General features: G+C 72.9%; 11 protein-coding genes and 1 pseudogene. 9 read left to right on the plus strand and 3 right to left on the minus strand.

Features of this window, described 5'->3' with window-relative positions; genetic code table 11:
- The first annotated feature begins 255 nt into the window (after positions 1-255).
- Positions 256-8,496 (plus strand): type I polyketide synthase, encoded by an 8,241-nt coding sequence (locus IF83_RS0107425; protein WP_244176915.1) that lies wholly within the window; start codon positions 256-258, stop codon positions 8,494-8,496.
- A gap of 178 nt (positions 8,497-8,674) precedes the next feature.
- On the opposite strand, the gene IF83_RS0107430 is transcribed toward IF83_RS0107425, so the two are convergent.
- Positions 8,675-9,814, minus strand: a complete 1,140-nt coding sequence (locus IF83_RS0107430) for a PucR family transcriptional regulator (protein WP_030543254.1) — start codon at positions 9,812-9,814, stop codon at positions 8,675-8,677.
- Positions 9,815-9,900: 86 nt separating this feature from the next.
- Here IF83_RS0107430 and IF83_RS0107435 point away from each other — a divergent pair, with 86 nt between their 5' ends.
- From IF83_RS0107435 to IF83_RS0107450, 4 genes are all read left to right on the plus strand, one after another.
- Positions 9,901-10,962 (plus strand): ferredoxin reductase, encoded by a 1,062-nt coding sequence (locus IF83_RS0107435; protein WP_030543255.1) that lies wholly within the window; start codon positions 9,901-9,903, stop codon positions 10,960-10,962.
- 7 nt (positions 10,963-10,969) lie between these two features.
- Entirely contained in the window at positions 10,970-12,088 is a 1,119-nt protein-coding gene (locus IF83_RS0107440) for a fatty acid desaturase family protein (RefSeq protein ID WP_030543256.1), read from the plus strand.
- 105 nt (positions 12,089-12,193) lie between these two features.
- Positions 12,194-12,595, plus strand: coding sequence for a hypothetical protein (locus IF83_RS0107445; RefSeq protein WP_051722529.1), 402 nt, complete (start codon positions 12,194-12,196; stop codon positions 12,593-12,595).
- A gap of 425 nt (positions 12,596-13,020) precedes the next feature.
- A complete protein-coding gene (locus IF83_RS0107450) occupies positions 13,021-13,458 on the plus strand; it encodes a DUF3995 domain-containing protein (protein ID WP_078843252.1) in 438 nt (145 codons plus the stop codon).
- 237 nt (positions 13,459-13,695) lie between these two features.
- Here IF83_RS0107450 and IF83_RS0107455 read toward each other — a convergent pair whose 3' ends face one another.
- Complete coding sequence (locus IF83_RS0107455) at positions 13,696-14,121, minus strand: hypothetical protein (protein WP_037679004.1); 426 nt, start codon at positions 14,119-14,121, stop codon at positions 13,696-13,698.
- A 715-nt stretch (positions 14,122-14,836) separates the two neighbouring features.
- Here IF83_RS0107455 and IF83_RS29960 point away from each other — a divergent pair.
- A pseudogene (locus IF83_RS29960) lies at positions 14,837-15,513 on the plus strand (DUF429 domain-containing protein).
- A 392-nt stretch (positions 15,514-15,905) separates the two neighbouring features.
- On the opposite strand, the gene IF83_RS0107465 reads toward IF83_RS29960, so the two are convergent.
- Positions 15,906-16,460, minus strand: coding sequence for an SUKH-4 family immunity protein (locus IF83_RS0107465; protein WP_030543260.1), 555 nt, complete (start codon positions 16,458-16,460; stop codon positions 15,906-15,908).
- Positions 16,461-16,714: 254 nt separating this feature from the next.
- Between IF83_RS0107465 and IF83_RS0107470 the strand changes: the two genes are divergently transcribed.
- The 3 genes from IF83_RS0107470 to IF83_RS0107480 all read left to right on the plus strand — a co-directional run bounded on the left by IF83_RS0107470 (position 16,715) and on the right by IF83_RS0107480 (position 19,822).
- On the plus strand, positions 16,715-17,221 hold the full coding sequence (locus IF83_RS0107470) for a hypothetical protein (RefSeq protein WP_158711009.1): 507 nt from the start codon (positions 16,715-16,717) through the stop codon (positions 17,219-17,221).
- A gap of 175 nt (positions 17,222-17,396) precedes the next feature.
- Complete coding sequence (locus tag IF83_RS0107475) at positions 17,397-18,548, plus strand: PLP-dependent cysteine synthase family protein (RefSeq protein ID WP_030543262.1); 1,152 nt, start codon at positions 17,397-17,399, stop codon at positions 18,546-18,548.
- Positions 18,545-19,822 (plus strand): MFS transporter, encoded by a 1,278-nt coding sequence (locus IF83_RS0107480; RefSeq protein WP_037679007.1) that lies wholly within the window; start codon positions 18,545-18,547, stop codon positions 19,820-19,822. Before IF83_RS0107475 ends, IF83_RS0107480 begins: the two co-directional genes overlap by 4 nt.
- Positions 19,823-19,826: the final 4 nt, after the last annotated feature.

The raw sequence follows: 19,826 nt of genomic DNA on the forward strand, positions 1-19,826 counted from the left end.
CACTCACCGTTAGGCCCTCCAGAGGTTCTTCAAGGGCGGAGCGGGGTGAACTTTCTGGCTCCATGAGGCCGCGGCCGCTGATCGTGATGGCGCCGTCGGGGAGTTGGCCGGCCTCGTTCCGGTGAGTGAGCCACGTCATGTGTGTCACAACGTCCCGCGCCACTCGCTCGGGACGGCGATCGCGGAACCCGTCGGTCCGTCCCGGCATCCTCAACCACGAGTTCACAAGGGCGAGTTGAACGGGTGGGTATGGACATGGACATCATCAGGCCGTTACCGGTGTCGCTCCGGGAGCATGCCCGGCGGCTCGGGGACAAGGTCGCCTTCGCGGACCGCCGAAGGAAGCTCACCTACCGGAACCTGGACGTCAGGACCGGGCGGCTGGCCGGTCACCTGGCGGGGCTCGGCGTGGCGCGGGGCGAGCGGGTGGCGATCCTGCTCGGCAACCGGGTCGAGACGGTCGAGAGCCTGCTCGCCGTCGTCCGGGCGAGCGGGGTGGGCGTGCCGCTGGATCCCGGCGTCTCCGGGCCGGAGCTGATCCGTCTGCTGGACGACTGCGGTGCGCGCGTACTCGTCACCGACGAGGCGCGGCTCGCCCGTCGGCGGGAGCTGCTGTCCCGTCCCGGTCTGACCGTGGTGGTGGCCGGCGGCGGCGAGGAGCACGGGGACTCCGGCACGCCGTCGGGCCGGGTCGGGACGGCGGACGGTGCAGTGCGCTACGAGGAGCTGGCGGGCACCGGGCCGGGGCTGCCGGCCCGGGACGACCTCGGGCTGGACGAGGTGGCCTGGCTGCTGTACACATCGGGGTCCTCCGGCACGCCCAAGGGAGTCCTGTCCACCCAGCGCAACCGCCTCGCGCCGGTCGCCTCCGGTCTCGTCGGCGTCCTCGGTCTGTCGCAACGGGACCGGCTCCTGTGGCCGTTGCCGCTCCACCACGCCATGAGCCAGGTGATCTGCGTCCTCGGTGTGACGGCGACCGGGGCGAGCGCCCTGCTCCTGCCCCGGTTCTCGGTGGCCGGGGTGATCGGTGAACTGCGCCGCACCGAGGATCCCTTCACGCTCCTCGGCGGGGTGCCGACGACGTACTCGGCACTGCTCGACACGGTCCGCGGTGAACGGGAGCGGGGCGGGGACGGCCACGGCCTCGGGACGTCCGCGCTGCGCGGTTGCATCAGCGCGGGTGCTTCGGCCGGGCCGGAGTTCCGGAGGTCCTTCGAGACCGTGTGCCGCGCTCCCTACCTGGAGCACTACGGCAGCACCGAGGCCGGCCCGGTGACCATGGCGGCGCCGGGCGACACGGCGCCGGCCGCGTCGTGCGGCCGGGTGCTGTCCGGCACCCGGGTACGGGTCGGGGGCGGCGCGGACGGACAAGACACCGGGGAGGGCGAGTTGTGGGTGAGCGGGCCCGGGGTCATGGCCGGCTACCACAACAGGCCGGAGGAGACCGCCGCGGTGCTGCACGACGGCTGGTTCCGCACCGGTGACCTGGCGCGGATCGGGCCATCGGGCGACATCGTGATCACCGGCCGGAAGAGTGAGCTGATCGTGCGGGGCGGGGTGAACATCCATCCGTCCGAGGTGGAGGCGGTGCTGCGGCGGCTGCCCCGCGTGGCGGACGCCGCTGTGGCCGGGCGCCCGCACCCCGTGTTCGGCGAGGTGCCGGTCGGTTACCTGGTTGCCGAGCCGGGCGGTGGCGCACTGGACAGGGGGGCGCTCCTCGCCGCCTGCCGGGCGGAACTGTCCGCCGTCAAGGTGCCCGTCGCACTGTACGAGGTGGACGGCATTCCCCGTACCTCCTCCGGGAAGGTGCGGCGCCCCGCCCTGGCCGGCCTGCCCGCGCGCGAGCTGGTCGCGGGGACCGCAGGGGAGCCTGCGGAGGACCTGCTGGACCTGGTGCGACGCGAGGCGGCCGCCGTGCTCGGTTGCGCGGCGGAGGCGGTGGAGCCGGCGACGACACTGCGCGACCTGGGCATGGACTCGCTGGCCGCGACGGTGCTGCGGGAGCGCTTGGCGGCGGCGACCGGGCTGCCGCTGTCCGAGGCCGTCGCCTTCGACTTCCCCACGGCTGCCGCCCTCGCCGCCCATCTGCGTTCACGGAACGCCGGATCACCGCCGGGCCCGGCGGTCGCGCACGGTGGCGCGGCCGGGCGGGAGGACGATCCCGTGGTGATCGTCGGGATGGCGTGCCGCGCACCCGGCGGGGTGACGTCCCCCGAGGAGCTGTGGCGGCTGGTGGCCGACGGGACGGACGCCATCGGGCCGTTCCCCACCGACCGGGGCTGGGACATCCGGGCGCTGTACGACCCGGACCCGGGGCGGCCCGGCCGGACGTATGTGCGTGAGGGCGGCTTCCTGTCCGGTGTGGACCGCTTCGACCCTGGTTTCTTCGGCATCTCCCCGCGCGAGGCGCCGGCGATGGATCCGCAGCACCGGCTGCTCCTGGAGGTGGCGTGGGAGGCGTTCGAGCACGCCGGTGTCGTACCCCGCACGCTGCGCGGCTCGTCGACCGGCGTGTACGTCGGTCTGATGTACAGCGACTACGCCCGGCGCCTGACGCGGGTGCCCGAGCACGTCGAGGGCTACCTCGGCCTCGGCAGCGCCGGGAGCGTCGCGTCGGGACGCATCGCCTACACCTTCGGTCTGGAGGGTCCGGCCCTCACGGTCGACACGGCGTGCTCGTCGTCCCTGGTCGCACTGCACCTGGCGGCCCAGGCACTGCGCCGGGGCGAGTGCTCGTTCGCGCTGGCCGGCGGCGCCACGGTGATGTCGGGGCCCTCCTCGTTCGTGGAGTTCAGCCGGCAGCGGGCGCTGGCCCCGGACGGCCGCTGCAAGGCGTTCGCCGCGTCGGCCGACGGCACGGGGTGGGCCGAGGGCGCCGGGATGCTGCTGCTGAGCCGGTTGTCCGATGCGCGCCGCGCCGGGCTGCCGGTGCTGGCCGTGGTGCGCGGCTCGGCGGTGAACCAGGACGGGGCGAGCAACGGGCTGACGGCACCGCACGGCCCGGCGCAGCAACGGGTGATCCAGCAGGCCCTGGCGGACGCCGGGCTGTCCCCGGGGGAGGTCGACGCGGTGGAGGCACACGGCACCGGCACACGGCTCGGCGATGTCATCGAGGCGGAGGCGTTCCTGGCGACGTACGGGAGCCGGGAGCGCGAACGCCCGCTCCTGCTGGGATCGGTGAAGTCGAACATCGGTCACACCCAGGCCGCCGCCGGCGTGACGGGGGTGATCAAGACGGTGCAGGCGATGACCCACGGCATGCTGCCGCGCACGCTGCACGCGGACGAGCCGACCGGCCGGGTCGACTGGTCGTCGGGGCGGCTGGAACTGCTGCGCCGGGCGGTGCCCTGGCCGAGGACGGGGCGTCCGCGCCGGGCGGCGGTGTCCTCCTTCGGCATCAGCGGCACCAACGCGCACGTGGTGCTGGAGGAACCACCGACGGATCCCACGACGGATCCCACGACGCCGCCGCGGGTGTCCGGCACGCACGAGGGGCCCGTGAGCGCCCCCTTCGACAGCCGTGCGGTGCGCGAACCCGTGCCCGTCGCCGTGTCGGCGAAGAGCGGGTCCGGACTGCGGGACCAGGCACGGCGGTTGTACGAGCGGGTGTCCCGCGATCCGGACGCGACCCCGTCGGACATCGGGTACTCACTCGCCACCACCCGGTCCGTCTTCGAGCACCGGGCCGTGGTGGTGGCCCGGGACCGTGCCGGGCTGCTCACCTCCCTGCGGGCGGTGGCGGAGGACGGAGACGGACCGGGCGTCCGCACGGGCACGGCCCGCGGGCAGGCAGCGACGGCCTTCCTCTTCACCGGGCAGGGCAGTCAACGCCTCGGTATGGGGCGTCAGTTGTACGACTCCCGGGACCGGTACGCGACTTTCGCGCGGTCGTTCGACGACATCTGTTCCCTGTTCGATCCGCTGCTGCCGGTGCCGCTGCGGGATGTCGTGTTCGCCGGTCCCGGTACCGGCACGGGCGGCCTGGTGCACACCACCCGGTTCGCGCAGCCCGCGCTCTTCGCCCTGGAGACGTCCCTGTTCCGCCAGTTCGAGGCCTGGGGCGTCCGTCCGGACCTGGTCGCCGGGCACTCGGTGGGCGAGGTGACCGCGGCGCATGTCTCCGGGGTCCTGTCCCTCCCTGACGCCTGCACGCTGGTGGAGGCCCGGGGCAGGCTGATGGACGCGCTGCCGCCGGGTGGCGCGATGGCCGCCGTGTCCGCCGGTGAGGACGAGGTCGCCGAGGTGACCGCCCGGCTCGCCGGCCCGGGGCGCGTGGTGGAGATCGCCGCCGTCAACGGGCCCGGCTCGGTGGTCGTCTCGGGTGACGAGGCCGCGGTGCGGGAGACCGTCGCGCACTTCCGGGAGCGGGGCCGCTCCACGACGTCGCTGCGGGTGAGCCACGCCTTCCACTCCGCGCGGACGGAACCGATGCTGGACGGCTTCGCGGAGGTCCTGCGGGGGTTGTCCTTCGGCACGCCGCGACTCGGTCTCATCACCGCCGTGCCGGGACGGCCGGCCACCGAAGAGGAGCTGGCCACCCCGGAGTTCTGGGCCGGCCATGTCCGCCGCCCGGTCCGGTTCGCCGATTCGGTGGCGTACCTCCGGGAGCGGGGCGCGGCACACTTCGTCGAGCTGGGCCCGCAGGGGGTACTGGCCGGGCTGGTGCGCGAGTGCCTCGCCGCGGACCCCGCGCCGCTGGTCGTACCGGTGCTGCGCGGGGCGGCGCGGCCCGAGGCGGACACGCTGACCGACACCGTCGCCGCGCTGTACGCCCACGGCGTACCGGTCGACTGGGAGGCCTTCTTCGCGGGGCGCGACGGACGGCGCGTCGCGCTGCCCACGTACGCCTTCCGGCGCCGGCGGTACTGGCTGGACGCCTCGCCGTCGAACCCGTCGAACCCGTCGAACCCGTCGAACCCGTCGAACCCGTCGGCCGGCGGACCGGACAGTGCGGAGCATCCGTTCCTGTCGTCGCGCACGGCGACCGCGGAGGACGACGGGCTGCTGCTGGGCGGAATCCTCTCCGTGCCCGGCCGGCCCTGGCTCGCCGATCACGAGGTGGCGGAGTCGGTCCTGCTGCCGGCGACCGCCTTCGTGGAGATGGCCCTGCACGCGGGTGCGTCGGTGGGCGCGCCCGTCCTGGACGAACTCGTCCTCACCGCGCCCGCGCCACTGCCCCGGGACGGCGCGGTCGAGTTGCAGGTGAAGGTGTCGGGACCGGACGGGGCGGGACGCCGGACCGTGCTCTTCCACACCCGGCCGCACCTGTCGGCCGGCGACCACCCCTGGCAGCGGCACGCCTCCGGAACCCTCGCGCCCGCGCACCCCTCGCCGGACCACTCACCGGCTGTCACCGGGGCCGGGGCGCCCTGGCCACCGCCGGGTGCGGTGCCCCTGGCCGCCGGCAGCCCGGACGCCGATCCGTACGAACTGCTCACGGGGACCGGGCTGGGCTACGGGCCCGCCTTCCGGGGCCTGCGCGGGGCCTGGCGTAGCGGGGAGGAACTGTACGCCGAGGTGGCGCTGCCCGAGGCCGCCCGCGCCCCGGCCGCGGGGGACGACGGCCCGGGGTTCCTGCTGCATCCCGCGCTGCTGGACGCGGCCCTGCACGTCCTGGCGCTCGACGGCCGCACGGCGCGCCCCGACGCCGCCGGCGGAGTCGGGGTGTCCTTGCCGTTCGCCTTCGACGGGGTCCGCCTGCACCGTGCCGGGGCGCACGTGCTGCGGGTCCGGATCGTTCCCGGTCCGGACGGGCGGGCCGCGGTGGAGCTGTCCGACGAGGCGGGCGCGCCGGTGGCGTCGGTGCGCGCGCTGACGCTGCGGCCCCTTCCGGCTCCGCCCCCCACGGCGTCCGTCACCGGGGGCCCGCACCGGATGACGTGGGTGCCGCTGCCGGCGGCGCCCGTGCCTGCGCCGGTGCCCCGGTGGGGCGTCCTGGGGGCGTCGGGTACGGGGCAGGTGGATGTGCTCGCTCCCCCGGGATCGGGGATTCCCGTGTACGCGGGCCCGGCGGCGGTCGGGGGTTCGCCGGCCGTGGTGGTCGCACCGATCGGGCCGCCTCCGGAGGGGGCGGGTGGCGCGGAGGATCCGGCCGCGGGGTCGCGGTGGGCGGCGCAGCGGGCACTGGAGCTGGTACGGGAGTGGCTCGCCGACCCACGTCTGGCGGGCTCGCGTCTGGTCCTCGTCACCTCCGGTGCCGTCGACCCGGTCGGGGACGGCCCCTTCGAGGACGGCCCGGCCGGGGGCGCCGGCCCCGGGGAGCGGGTGCCGGCCCACGCGGCGGTGTGGGGGCTGGTCCGTTCGGCCGAGAGGGAGAATCCGGGCCGTTTCGCCCTGGTCGACGTGGACGATCACGCGGACTCCTGGCGTGCGCTGCCCTCGCTGCTGGCGGCTCCGGCGCCGGAGACGGCCGTTCGGCGGGGAACGGCCTACGCGCCGCGGCTCGTCCGGGTGGACGGGACGCCGGAGGAAGGGCGGCTCCCGCGGCTGGATCCCGACGGCACCGTACTGGTCACCGGTGGCACCGGTTCCCTGGGCATGCTGGTGGCCCGCCACTTGGTCACCGCCCATGGTGTACGGCATCTGCTGCTCGCCGGCCGGCGCGGGCCGGACGCGCCGGGAGTGAGGGAACTCGCCGCCGAGCTGGGCGAGGCGGGTGCGCGGGTCGTCGTCCGGGCGGTCGATGTCGCGGACCGCACGGCGCTCGCCGCCCTGCTGGACTCCGTACCCGCGGCCCATCCGCTGACCGGGGTGGTGCACACCGCGGCGGTGCTGGACGACGGCATCGTCCCGGCGCTGACGGCGGACCGCCTGGACCGGGTGCTGCGGCCCAAGGCGGACGCCGCCCTCGCCCTGCACGAACTGACCCGGGGATGTGATCTGGCGATGTTCGTGCTGTTCTCCTCGGTGGCGGGCACCTTCGGCTCGGCCGGGCAGGCCACCTACGCGGCGGCCAACTGCGTGGTGGACGCGCTGGCCCGGCACCGCGGCCGGCTCGGTCTGCCCGGCACGTCGATCGCCTGGGGGCCCTGGCAGCAGAGTGACGGGATGACTGCCCACCTCGGCGACACCGACCGGCGGCGAATGGCCCGCTCCGGCTTCACCCCGCTGAGCGCCGAGGAGGGACTGGCGCTCTTCGACGCCGCCGTGGCGGGCCGGGACCCGGTGGTGGTGGCGGCCCGCTTCGACACGGCTGTGCTGGGCGCGGGCGAACCGGCCGAGCGTCCTCGCCGGGCGCCCGGAGCGGGCGGGGACCGCTTCCCGCGACTGCTGGCGGCTGCTTCCCCCGAGGAGCGCGGCGCGTTGCTGCTCGAGGAGGTACGAGCCCGGGCGGCCTCGGTACTGGGGCACCCGGAGGGGGCCGGCGCGATCGACGGGGACGGCCTGCTGGCGGAGCTGGGGCTCGATTCGCTGGCGGCGGTCGACCTGCGCAACCTGCTCGCCGCGTCGACGGGGCTGACGCTGCCGTCCACTCTGCTGTTCGACTTCCCGACGCCGCGTGCGGTCGCCGCCGAACTGGCGGAACGGTACACGCGGGAGACGGCTCCCGGCCCCTCCTCCGGCGCCGGGGAACGCCCCGGATCCGTCGGCCGCGGCGGCGACTCCGCCGGCTCCGCGACCACCGGCGAGGCTTCCGGGAGGCGGTCGGAAACGGCCTGTCCAGAGGGTCCGGTCGCGGCGACGGACAGAGTTCCGGATTCCCTGGGCGAGCTCTTCCGGACCGCCTGTGCCCGGGGCCGTACCTGGGACGGCATGGCGCTGCTCACCATCGCCGCGCGGCTGCGCCCGGTCTTCGACGACGCCGGGGCCGCCGGTGCGGCGCTCACACCCGTCACGCTGGCGCCGGGCGGTGCGGGCGCGGCCCGGCTGATCTGCTTCCCCGCCCTCAGCGCGCTCTCCGGCCCCCAGGAGTACGCGCGCCTCGGTGCCGGACTGCGGGACCTTCGGCCGGTCTCGGCGGTGCGGTATCCGGGGTTCGGGGCGGGGGAGGAGCTGCCGGGCACACTGGACGCCTTCGTCACCGCGCAGACCGCCGCCGTCCGTGCGCTCGCGGGCGGCGGAGCGCCCGTGCTGCTCGGCCGCTCGGCCGGGGGCTGGGTGGCGCAGGCCGTGGCCGAGCGGCTGGCCGCCGAGGGCTCCGCCCCGGCCGCCGTCGTCCTGGTGGACACCTATCCGAGCGGGACGGACGACCGTGAGCAGGCGCTCTCCGCGATGACGTCGGACATGCTGCGGCGGGCGGCCGAGTTCTCCGCGGCCGATGTGGACCGGCTCACCGCCATGGCCGGTTACGTCGAGCTCTTCACCGGCTGGAAGCCGGCGCGGCTCGCCGCCCCCACACTGTTCGTCCGGGCCCGGGATCCGCTGCCCGGCGTGGAGGCCGCCCCGCCCTGGGGTCTGCCGCACACCGAAGTGACCGTCCCGGGGGACCACTTCACCGTCCTGGAGGAACACGCACGCACGACCGCACTCACCGTCCACCGCTGGCTCGGCTCCTGAGCCGTCTCCCGCGGCGGTCCCCGGGCGACCGCCGCGGGCCGGACGGCGTCACCGCCGAGGTGGTCGCCGGCCTGCTGCGGGAGGGAAGGTGTTCCGGCGGCCCTGCCCCCGGACCTCCGACTTGTATGCCGAACCAGTTGCCCGGGTGCGGCCGGCTGGTGGTGACCACCAGTACGCGTCAGCTGGTCCGAAGACCGACCGCCAGCGTCAGTTCAAGGACCCGCTGTGGCGAGGCGAGGTCCGGAAACAGCTCCCGCAGCTGCGACATCCGGTACCGGACTGTCTGGGGATGGACGAACAACTCCGCCGCCACCTCCTCCCGCCTGCCCTGGTGCAGCAGCCACGCCCGCAACGTCTTCTCCAGCCGCCGTGCGGTCGCGACAGGCAAGGTCCGCAACGGTGCGAGGGCTCGGGTACGCAGGTCTGTGAACGCGTCCATGTCGGCACTCAGCACCAGCTCCGGCAGGTGCTCCTCGGTGTCGCGAATATCGGAGGAGAGGGACCGGGCGCGGACGGCTCGTGCGTACGAGGCGGACGCACGAGTCCATGGCCGGGCCGGGCCGACCACGGCGGCGCGGTCGGTCAGCTGCCGCAGGAGATGTGATCGGTCGGCATCGGGGACGAGCAGCACACCGGCGGCATCCGGCAGATCGTCGAGGACGAGGGTGCTCGGGTCGAGCGCGCGGTAGGCGGGCCGGGCCTGGGCGGCGGGCAGCAGGACCGCGGTCAGCGAGACCGGAGGCTGCCACCCGGCCCGTTGAGCGGAGGCCAGCAGCACGTCCGGGCTCGCGCCGGCGAGGAGGTTGCGGGCCAGGTGTTCCAGGTGGCGCTCGTGGGCCCTGCCCCGGGCGGCCAGTTCGTCGGCGTGGCCCGCGGCGCTCGCGGCGGAGAGCTCGTCGATGTAGGCGAAGGTCAGTTCGGCGAACTTGGCGACCTCGGCGGCGGGCAGACCTGCGGGTACGGCACCCGCGGCCAGGCATCGCCAGGCCACGCGGGCGCCGACGCGGTAGGCGCTGAGCAGGGCGTCCATCGAACGGCCGGAGCGCACCTCGCCGCGGCCCAGCTCGTAGGCCGCGTCACCGGCGTCGCCGCCTGTGGCCTTCCCGCTCGCGAGGTCCAGGTAGTGACCCAGGGCGGTGCGGACGGCTCGGCGGATGGTGCCGCCCATGCGGCCCGAAAGGGCGTTGGCGTACGGAGGGACCTCGTCGATGATCGCCTTGACGACCTCGTCGGCGGTGGTCTTCAGCGCGGCCCGAAGTGCGGTGACCGTCGTTTCATCCAGGGCCAGTTCGCCGGCCCTCCGGATTGCATGGCTCACGTTCTGTTCCCTGCGAACAATCTAGCCGACCAGATTTACGTCCTGCGGTCAGGACTTTACGCCTTGAGGCACAGCAAGCTGGAGGCATGACGAGTACAGCCCTCCGCAGCAGGGCGTGGAAACTGCTCGAGATGGTCACGACGCCGCTGCTGCCATCGGACTACCTCGACCTGGTCAGCCCGCTGCGTACGGGCGCTGACCTGCGTGGGCGCATCGAGGCCGTGCACCCCGAGACGCGCGACGCCGCGACGGTCGTGATCAGGCCGGGACGGGGCTGGCGCGGCCACACAGCCGGTCAGTACGTGCGGATCGGGGTCGACGTCGACGGGGTACGCCTGTGGCGTGCCTACTCCATCACCTCGCCGGCGAACCGCCGGGACGGCCGCGTCACGATCACCGTGAAGGCGATCCCGGACGGCAAGGTCAGCAACCACCTGGTCCGCAGGGCGAAACCGGGCACGCTGATCCAGCTCGACCAGGCGGCCGGTGACTTCGTGCTGCCGCAGGCCAAGCCCGCCAAGGTGCTCTACCTGACGGCCGGCAGCGGCATCACGCCCGTGATGGGCATGCTGCGCGACACCGAGCTCGACGACGTCGTCATGGTCCACTGCGCACCACAGCCGCAAGACGTGATCTTCCGCAACGAACTGCACGGCCTGGCCGCGGACAAGAAGCTGCGGCTCACCGAGGTGCACACCGACACGGACGGCATGCTCGACATCACCCGTCTCGACGAACTCGTGCCCGACTGGACCGAGCGCGAGACCTGGGCTTGCGGGCCCGCGGGCCTGCTCGACGCCGCCGAAGAACACTGGACCGAACACGGCGTCCGAGAGCGCCTGCACACCGAACGCTTCCGCCCCAGCACCGCCGTCGCCGGCGACGGCGGCGGCGGCGAGGTCACGTTCAGCGCCACCGGCAAGACCGTCGACGCGGACGGCACCACGCCGTTGCTGGACATCGGCGAAGAGGCCGGCGTACTCATGCCCTCCGGGTGCCGCATGGGCATCTGCTTCGGCTGCGTCACGCCGCTCAAGGCGGGCGCCATCCGCGACCTGCGCACCGGCGAGATCACCGAGGCCGAGCCGGGCGTCCTCATCCAGACCTGCGTGTCCGCTGCGGCGGGCCCCTGCGACATCGAACGGTAGGAGCACCTTGACCGCCATCGACCCCACCGCCCACCTGACCGCGGAGCAGATCGAGGAGTTGGGCCGCGAGCTGGATGCGATCCGCGACGAGGTGATCGCCGACCGCGGCGAAAAGGACGCCGCCTACATCCGTAGGGTCATCTCGGTGCAGCGCAAGCTCGAGCTGGCCAGCAGGGGCGTGCTCCTGTTCTCGATCTTCCCGCCCGCGTGGCTGCTCGGCACCGCCGGGCTGTCCGTGGCGAAGATCATGGACAACATGGAGATCGGCCACAACATCCTGCACGGCCAGTGGGACTGGATGCGGGACCCGAAGATCCACTCCACCACCTGGGAGTGGGATCACGTCTCGCCGTCCGAGCAGTGGAAGCACTCGCACAACGAGCTGCACCACACGTACACCAACGTGATCGGCAAGGACAACGACCTCGGCTACGGCATCATGCGCGTCGACGAGGACCAGAGGTGGCACCCGTTCCACCTCGGCCAGCCGCTGTGGAACTTCATCAACGCCTGCTTCTTCGAGTACGGCATCGCGGCGTACGACCTCGAGCTCGGCAAGAACCTGCACAAGCGCCGCCGCAAGAACCCGGAGTTCCGCGCGCGGGCCAGGGCCGTGGGCCGCAAGATCCGCAAGCAGGTGCTCAAGGACTACGTGATCCACCCGCTGCTGTCGGGCCCGTCGTTCCTCACCACGCTCGCCGCCACGTTCACCGCGAACGTGGTCCGCAACCTCTGGACCCACTCGGTGATCATGTGCGGGCACTTCCCCGAGGGTGTGCAGGTCTTCGAACGCCGATCGATCAAGGGCGAGACGCGCGGCCAGTGGTACCTGCGCCAGATGATGGGCTCGGCGAACATCAGCGGCAGCAAGGCCATGCACTTCATGACCGGCAACCTGTCGCACCAGATCGAGCACCACCTGTTCCCGGACCTGCCGAGCAACCGGTACGCCGAGGTCGCGGTGAAGGTGCGCGCGCTCTTCGAGAAGTACGAGCTGGAATACGTCACCGGCCCGCTGCCCAAGCAGGTGTTCTCCGCATGGCACAAGGTCTTCCGGCTCTCGCTGCCGAACAAGAAGCCCAAGGTCAAAACGCCGGACCGTGAGCAGGAGCTCGTCGCCGCCTGATTCCCGGGATCGGTTCTTCTTGTGTTCCTTCTTGCTCTCGTCTGTTTCCCGCCGTGTTTCTCCAGGAGCCGGCCCGTCGTCCCCTGGAACACCTGAGCCGATGCGATGGAAGCAGGCTGCGATGTCCTCACCGGGCGCGCGCACCGCCACTCCCTGGGCTGCTCCTCGCCGGTGACCGACGGCACTTGGCTCTGGCGCCTGGACTTGCCGCACTATGTGGAAACGCACCACGGCCTGCTGCCCGAGGCGTTCATCGAGCACGCGCGTGGCTTGAGCTACCGGATGCCGGCCCTCATCACTGCGGAGTTCGCTCCCCACTACAACGAGACCCTGCCGCTCGTCGGCTGGGCCTCAACCGTCCCGTGGCAGGCGACTGCCGCCGTGTTCGAGCCCGAACCGCGGCCGGGCGTCGGCAAGGCCGAGTTCGACGCGGCCATGCCGGCCCAGCAGTGGAACCGGCCGCACGGCAGCTGGGCGAAGCCCCGCGAACCCAGGAAGAGACAGTGAGGAGGAGTTGAGACGTCAGGCGGTGTCTCGGTCAAGGCTCCGTCGGCATCGTCAATTCTCGTCGTGGTCCTCGCGGCATTCAGCGGCTTGGAGCGGCCCGGCTGGGGGTCAACGGGTCGTAGTGGCGCGGCTCGTGGACCTCACGGCTTGTTCGGCTCGGGTTGTTTGCCAGGGGGAGGCGCCGCGCAGCCCCGTCAGACACATCTCTGACGGGGCTGCGATCCACCGGCTCGAACTCTACGCCTCAGCCTGCTGGTTGCCGACCGTGGACTGCGTGAAGGCGCTCGGAGGGTCCCTTGCACCGTCCGACGCTCCTGGGCAAAGATCGGCGTGCGGCGGAGTTACGGGCGACGGCAAACGGGGGTTCCGAGTTGAGGTCCAGTGCGTCTCGGTGGTTTGCATATCTCGCTGCCGGTTGGGCGGCCATGTTCGCCGGTTTGCATTTCTTCTGGGCGCTCGGCGGTGAAGTGGGGCTGGACGTCTCGGCGGGTGAGCGTCTTGCCTCCGAGCGGCCTGGCTGGTTTGTGGCCGGAGGACTCTGGGGTGTTGGTCTGTTGTGCCTGGCCGGTGCCGTGGTGGCGCTCGGGCTGCGGCGGCGCGGTGTGCACGGGCGCCGGTGGCGTGCGCTCCGGTGGCTCGGCGTTGCGATCGGCGTGCTGCTGCTGAGCCGGGGGCTTCTTGTCGAGGCGCTGCTCATCGCAGGAGCGTCCGCCGTCGGCGAGATCAGTGCAGCACAGAAGTTCTGGACCCTCGCTGTGTGGAACCCCTGGTTCATTCTCGGTGGCTTGCTGTTCGGGCTGGCGGCGCACGGCTTCGGCAAGGCCCTTGCGGGACGGCCGGAGAGAGCCGCAGCCATTGGCTGAGCAGGCGACACTGAGCTGGTTCGACGTCAACCGATGTGGCTGAGCGTATGGTTGACCGTCGTCAGTGGACCCGAGCGCCTTGATCGTCTCCGCGCCCAAGCCCGGGGTGTCCCTGCAAGTCCAGGAATTGTGGGCGAGGCCCCGCACCTTGGTAGCCGAGCCGGAGAACGACCACCGGCTGCGAGCGCAGCGGACGCGGCGCCGGCCGGCCCGAGTACACGGCCCCGCTCAGATCGTTCATGACCTGCTCCTCTTCTTGGTCCGGTGTTGGATGGCGGCCAGGAGCACGGCGTAGGCCAGGTAGAGGAGCGCCAGGGCGGGGAGTGCGACCAGGGCGGGGTTCACCCAGGCGGGGATCAGGTCGTATCCCGCGTTGCACTTGTTGTGCAGCGGGAACCACCGGGTGTACTCCGCGAAGTTCGTCCTGCGATATGTCCAGTCGAAGGCCTGGCCGGCTTTACTGCAGGCCTCCTCCGGGTCCAGTGACGTGATGGGGACGAGGGAGCCGATGAGGTAGGTGACGCCGGCTCCCATCAGGAGGAGCACCGCACTCCAGCTGAGCCAGGCGGGGTTACGCCGCCACGTGCCCAGGATCAGCGGACGGCTCCAGAACCACCCTGCGGTCGTGAGGGCGCAGCAGATGAGGACGGGGATGGCGGACATGGGGCAACTCTGCCAACTCCGCCGGTTCTTCGTGGCCTGCCGGGCCAGCCACCCGCTGTGCGGCCTGCTCGGCACGGACGAGACCGTCTCGGCCACCTCTCCCGCTCCCACGGGCCGAAAGACGACAGCCGGACCCGGCCGGTTCCTGATCGGATCCCAGGGCGGCGACGCGTTCACGACCGGCCGCTTCGACCGGCACGGCGCCGCAACCGCCCGCCGGGCCGGCCACGGGGCACTGCTCGTCGATGACAGGAACGGAGGCATCCGCGGCCCGAGCCCGAGAACTACCTGCCGTCGAGAGCACGCTTCCGGCGGCTCGCACCCGGGAACACCCGCGCCGACCGGTAGGCGCTGACGGGCTACTCCACGTCCTGCCCCGCGATGGACCGCGGTTAGGAGGACCGCGGTGTTCTGGCGAGAGGGAACCTCGCGGGCCTTTCTCTGCCGGGCCGCTACCGCCCGCGTGACGCCGGACGGGACTGAGGCAGAGTAGGAAATGTGCAGGCCGTGACGGACGCCGCATCGCAGGACTCCGCCGTACGAGGTGGGGGACAATGCGGGCGGCCCTCCCGGCCCTGAGCGGTGGGCTGGCAGCGAGCGCAGGCGCGTGTCCCCGGCAGGGTGCCGGCATACCGGAGTGGCGGCGGACGGCGGTGTCCGGGACCGTGGGTGCCGCTGCGCCCGGCTCGGGCACTGCACGCGGAGGTGGAGTGGAATGGACGTCCTCGGGGTCGACGCCTGTGGAAAGCAGGGGTGGGCCGGGATCAGGCTCACGGACGGCACGTACGCGGGCAGCCTGGTGGATCCGCGGCTCGACAGGCTGATCGAGCGCGCCGCCGGGGTGGCCGCGGTCGCGGTGGACATGCCGTTGGGCCTGGTCGAGAAGGGCTGGCGTGCCGCAGATCTCGCGGCCCGGGCGCTGCTCGGGGAACGGCGCAGCAGCGTCTTCCCATAGCGCCGAGAGCGGCGTGGCAGGAGGAGGATTACCGGCCGGCCGCCGACCGGTGCCAGGAGCTCACCGGTAACCGGCTGAACCGGCAGGCGTGGTCACTGCGGCCGAAGCTGCTGGAGGCGCGGGCGTGTTGGCTCGCTGATGAGCGGATTCACGAGGTGCACCCCGAGGTGTCCTTCTACGCCCTGGCCGGCGGCGTGCCTCCCGCGTACGCCAAGAAGACCTGGCGCGGCCAGAACCTCCGCCGCTCCCTTCTGGCGGAAGCCGGCCTCGTGCTCCCGGACGAGCTCGGTGATGCGGACCGCGTGCCGGTGGACGACGTGCTCGACGCCGCTGCCGCCGCTTGGTCGGCGCACCGGATCGCGACCGGGACGGCGAGCCGGGTTCCCGAGACGCCCGAGACGGATGCGGAAGGGCACCCCGTCGAGATCCGGTACTGATCAGTCCGGCACGACAAGTACCGCATGCCGTCACTCCCGCCTCGGCCACCACAGCCCGACCGTCTGCGAGGACACCTCCGGACGACACCGACGCACGCCGACCCGAGCCGCATGACCCGTGCGCGGGACCCGGGGGCGGCCCCTCTGCATCACGGACGACGGTCACCTTTCAGCGGTTCGGAACGCCCCGTACGGATCCCTGCGGCCGCTCGGGCAGCGCGACGCGGCCATGGCGCGCCGGGGGCTTCGGCTCGGCTTGGCGTCCCTGATGCTCCCCGGGACCGGGGCCCGGAACCGGGGGGACGGGGAAAGCCGCATCTCAACGAGGTCCGGCACCAGCTCCTCGGACAGGGGCTACGCCCTCCGTGCCTGTGGCGGTCCCGTCGATCGCTTCACCAGATGCCGTCGATGACTTCTTCGAACGCGAGATTCCATTGGGAGTCAGCGTCTTCGAACGGCAGCGGATCGAAATCGGTGATCTCGATGCGGAGGGCGTCCACGCGTTCCTCGGTATCGGCGTCGTCGTTCGTCTCAAGCTCGTGCTGGAGAGCCTGGAACTTGGTCAGGGCGTGGACGAGGGACTCGACGTCCCGGTGAATCCGGGTACGCACCAGCTCGGGGCCGCCGTCGCCCAGGGCGTACACCGCTCCGGTGTCCGGGGCGAGCGCGAGTGTGGTGTGGGCGAAGAGACCCAGTACGAGCCAGTCCTGGCACTCCTTGGGCACCGCCACCTGGTGGCCGTACCACTCGCTGAGGTTGATGGACTCGCCTGCGCCGAGGCCGGCCCTGGACATGAACCACTCGGTGTCCGGCAGCCCAACGTTGCCGAGGAAGAGGGCTGTACGGCCGTTCACTTGATTGTGCGCCGCGCCGTAGCGGGGGAAGTAGGTGACACCGGACAGTCCAAAGGCGGTGCGCACCTCGTCCGGTGTCACGGCGAAGTTCATGGTGAGATCTCCCGGATCGAAGGTTCCGACAGCGTCCCCGCGCTGTCGCTCCGTGCACAGCCGGCCGAGACCCTGGACGCCACCCTCGGCATCGCCCTCGACGACGACGGCGCCCGGACGGGCTTCACCGGGTGCCGCACCTACCCGCTCCGAACCCTCCCACGCGCGGAGCGCAACCGGGCGGGCCGCTGCTTCGCCGACACCCCAAAAGGCGCGTCCGTAACAAAGGGCATTCGGTCGCATACCGTCTGTGTGTGATCGGACTGCGGATCGGCCCATCGGCCGCCGTGCGAGCGGGCCGGATGGGCCTGCTGCTCGGCCTGGTCGTGCTGATCGCGGCTCACCTCGCGGGACATGTCCACGGACCCGCCTTCACCGGGGCGCTCGCCCAGGCCGGCGCATCGTCCTGTGCCCATCTCACCGCCTGGGAGTCCGGCTTTTCCCCCGAGTACGGGCATGAGCGCGGGCATGAGCACGGGCACGGGCATGTGCGTGATGACGAGCACAAGCACGAGCATCACCACGCGGACGATCACGTGGATCACGCGGTCGACCGTCCGCGCGCCGTCCTCCAGTCGCATGCCGTGACCGTGCACAGCCCCGACGCGTCCGGGCTGTCCCGGTCCGCATCCTGGCTCTCAGCCGGGGACGACCGGCAGTACTACCCCTCCACCGGCACTGCCTTCGAGGGCTCCCGGGGCGGTCCCCGCGCCCCCGACGGCCGGTCCGCTCTCGCGCTCCACTGCGTCTGGCGTCAGTAGCCGCAGCCGGCACCCCCTGCTCACACCCCGCGCTCCGTCCAGGGCGGCGGCGGGCCGTGGCCGGGCGTGTCCGCGCGCCACTGCATCCCTGAGCACCAACGCCAACGCAGCACCAACGCCAGCGCCACCCGGTCCGCCCTCACGAGCGCCGGGGCGCGAAGGAGCCGTACCCACCATGGATCTCTCCCTGCTCGAACCCTTCTCCCCGCTCTCTCCCGGGGCGCTCGCCCCCGCGCCCCGGACGGCCCGTCACCCCGCCCAACTGGTCGGCGGCACGCCGGTCCTGTGGGTCGGGGAGCCTTTCGCCCCGCCCGGGCTCGGCTTCCACGCGAAGCTGGAGGGCGCCAACCCCGGCGGCATCAAGGACCGTCCCGGCCTGCACATGGTCCGTGAGGCCCGCCGACGGGGCGAGCTCGCCCCGGGCGCGCCGATCGTCGAGTCCTCCAGCGGCACGCTCGGCCTGGGCCTGGCACTGGCCGGGCTGACCTACGGCCACCCCGTCACCGTCGTCTCGGACCGCGGCATGGAACCGGCCGTGGCCCGACTGCTCACCGCCTTCGGGGCGCGCGTCGAGCAGGTCGCCGCGCCGCACCCCGAGGGCGGCTGGCAGGAGGCCCGGCGCGAGCGCGTCGCCGAGCTTCTCGCCCGCACCCCGGACGGGTACTGCCCGGACCAGTACCACAATCCCGACAATGCGGCCGCCTACCGCCCGCTGGCCACCGAGCTGATCGCCCAGCTCGGCCGGGTGGACGTCCTGGTGGCGGCGGTCGGAACCGGCGGGCACTCGGCCGGTACCGCCCGGGTGCTGCGCGAGTACGTCCCCGGCCTCAGGCTCATCGGCGTCGACTCGGTGGGCTCCACGATCTTCGGCCAGCCCGCCGGGCCACGCCTGATGCGCGGTCTGGGCTCCAGCATCCATCCGTCCAACGTCGACTACCCGGCCTTCGACGAGGTCCACTGGGTCGCCCCGGCGGAGGCCGTCTGGGCCTGCCGCCAACTGGCCCGGCGCCACTACGCCTCCGGCGGCTGGAGCGTGGGCGCGGTCGCCCTGGTCGCCGGCTGGGTGGCCCGCACCTTCCCGCCCGGCACCCGGATCGCCGGGATCTTTCCCGACGGCCCGCACCGCTATCTGGAGACGGTCTACAACGACGCCTGGTGCGACGAGCAGGGCCTCCTCGGCCGGGAGCGGTCCGAGCGGCCGGAGGGGCCCGACGAGATCGCCGGCCCCGGCGAGCGCGTGGTGACCGGCTGGACCCGTTGCCGCCAGGTCCGCGACCCGCTGGGCCGCGACCGCGAGCGCGACCTCGCGAAGGCGGACGTCCGATGAGGCGCCTGCGCGCCCAGGTGGCCTCCTTCGACCCGTCCGTCAGACTGCTGATGGCCAATCAGTTCGGCATCAACCTCGGCTTCTACATGCTGATGCCGTATCTCGCCGACCACCTCTCCCACGGCCTCGGGCTCGCGGCCTGGACGGTCGGCCTGGTCCTGGGCGTGCGCAACCTCTCCCAGCAGGGCATGTTCCTCATCGGCGGCACCCTCGCCGACCGCTACGGCTGCAAACCGCTGATCCTGGCCGGGTGCGCGCTGCGTACGGTCGCCTTCGGCCTGCTGGGGCTGGCGGACTCGCTGCCCGCACTCGTCGCGGCCTCGGCGGCGACGGGCTTGGCGGGCGCGCTGTTCAACCCGGCCGTGCGCGCCTACCTCGCCGAGGCGGCGGGCGAGGAGCGGCGGGTGGAGGCGTTCGCCGCCTTCAACGTCTTCTACCAGGCCGGCATCCTCCTCGGTCCACTCGCCGGACTGGCCCTGCTGGCCTGGGACTTCCGCGTGGTCTGCGCGGTCGCCGCCCTCGTCTTCGGGGTCCTCGCACTCCTGCAGTGGCGTGCGCTTCCGGCCCGCGCGCCACGCGAGCGCGGCGCCGAGCCGGCCTGGCGGGCTGTCGCATCCGACTGGCGCACCGTCGCCGCCAACCGTCCCTTCCTCCTCTTCGCCGCCGCGATGACCGGCTCCTACGTGCTCGCCTTCCAGGTCTACCTCGCCCTTCCGCTCCGGGCCCGGGAACTCTTCGGCGAGCGGGCCGGACTGGTGACCGGGGCGGTCTTCGCCGTCTCCGCCCTGGCCGCGCTGTCCGGGCAGCTCAGGCTGACCGCGTGGGCGAAGCGGCGACTCTCCGGACCGCGGGCCGTCGCCTGCGGCCTGGCGGTGATGGGCGCGGCCTTCGTGCCGCTGATGCCGGGCGCGCCCCCGGGCGGCCTCGGCCGTGCGACGGGCATCCTCTCCCTCACCGCCTGCGCCACCCTGCTGGCCTGGGGCGGGGCGCTGCTCTACCCCTTCGAGATGGACACCGTCGTCCGGCTGTCCGGGGAGCGGCTCGTCGCGACGTACTACGGCGCCTACAACACCGCCTCCGGTATCGCGATCTCGGTGGGCAACCTGGCCGTGGGCGCACTCTTCGACGCGGGGGTGCGGTGGCTGCCCTGGGCGGTACTGGCGGCGACCGGGTTCCTGTGCGCGGGACTGGTCGTGCGGCTGCACAGGGCGGGGCATCTCGCCGCTCCGCGACCCTTGACCACCGTGACCACCGGGGCCACAGGGGTGGCCTGACCGC

This window comes from Streptomyces albus subsp. albus, from assembly GCF_000719865.1.
Classification (GTDB): Bacteria; Actinomycetota; Actinomycetes; order Streptomycetales; family Streptomycetaceae; genus Streptomyces; species Streptomyces albus_E.

Coding starts and splice junctions, on each gene's coding strand:
- IF83_RS0107425 (WP_244176915.1), top strand. CDS start 256: ATGGACATCATCAGGCCGTTACCGGTGTCGCTCCGGGAGCATGCCCGG.
- IF83_RS0107435 (WP_030543255.1), top strand. CDS start 9,901: ATGACGAGTACAGCCCTCCGCAGCAGGGCGTGGAAACTGCTCGAGATG.
- IF83_RS0107445 (WP_051722529.1), top strand. CDS start 12,194: ATGGAAGCAGGCTGCGATGTCCTCACCGGGCGCGCGCACCGCCACTCC.
- IF83_RS0107450 (WP_078843252.1), top strand. CDS start 13,021: ATGTTCGCCGGTTTGCATTTCTTCTGGGCGCTCGGCGGTGAAGTGGGG.
- IF83_RS0107455 (WP_037679004.1), bottom strand. CDS start 14,121: ATGTCCGCCATCCCCGTCCTCATCTGCTGCGCCCTCACGACCGCAGGG.
- IF83_RS0107465 (WP_030543260.1), bottom strand. CDS start 16,460: ATGAACTTCGCCGTGACACCGGACGAGGTGCGCACCGCCTTTGGACTG.
- IF83_RS0107475 (WP_030543262.1), top strand. CDS start 17,397: ATGGATCTCTCCCTGCTCGAACCCTTCTCCCCGCTCTCTCCCGGGGCG.
- IF83_RS0107480 (WP_037679007.1), top strand. CDS start 18,545: ATGAGGCGCCTGCGCGCCCAGGTGGCCTCCTTCGACCCGTCCGTCAGA.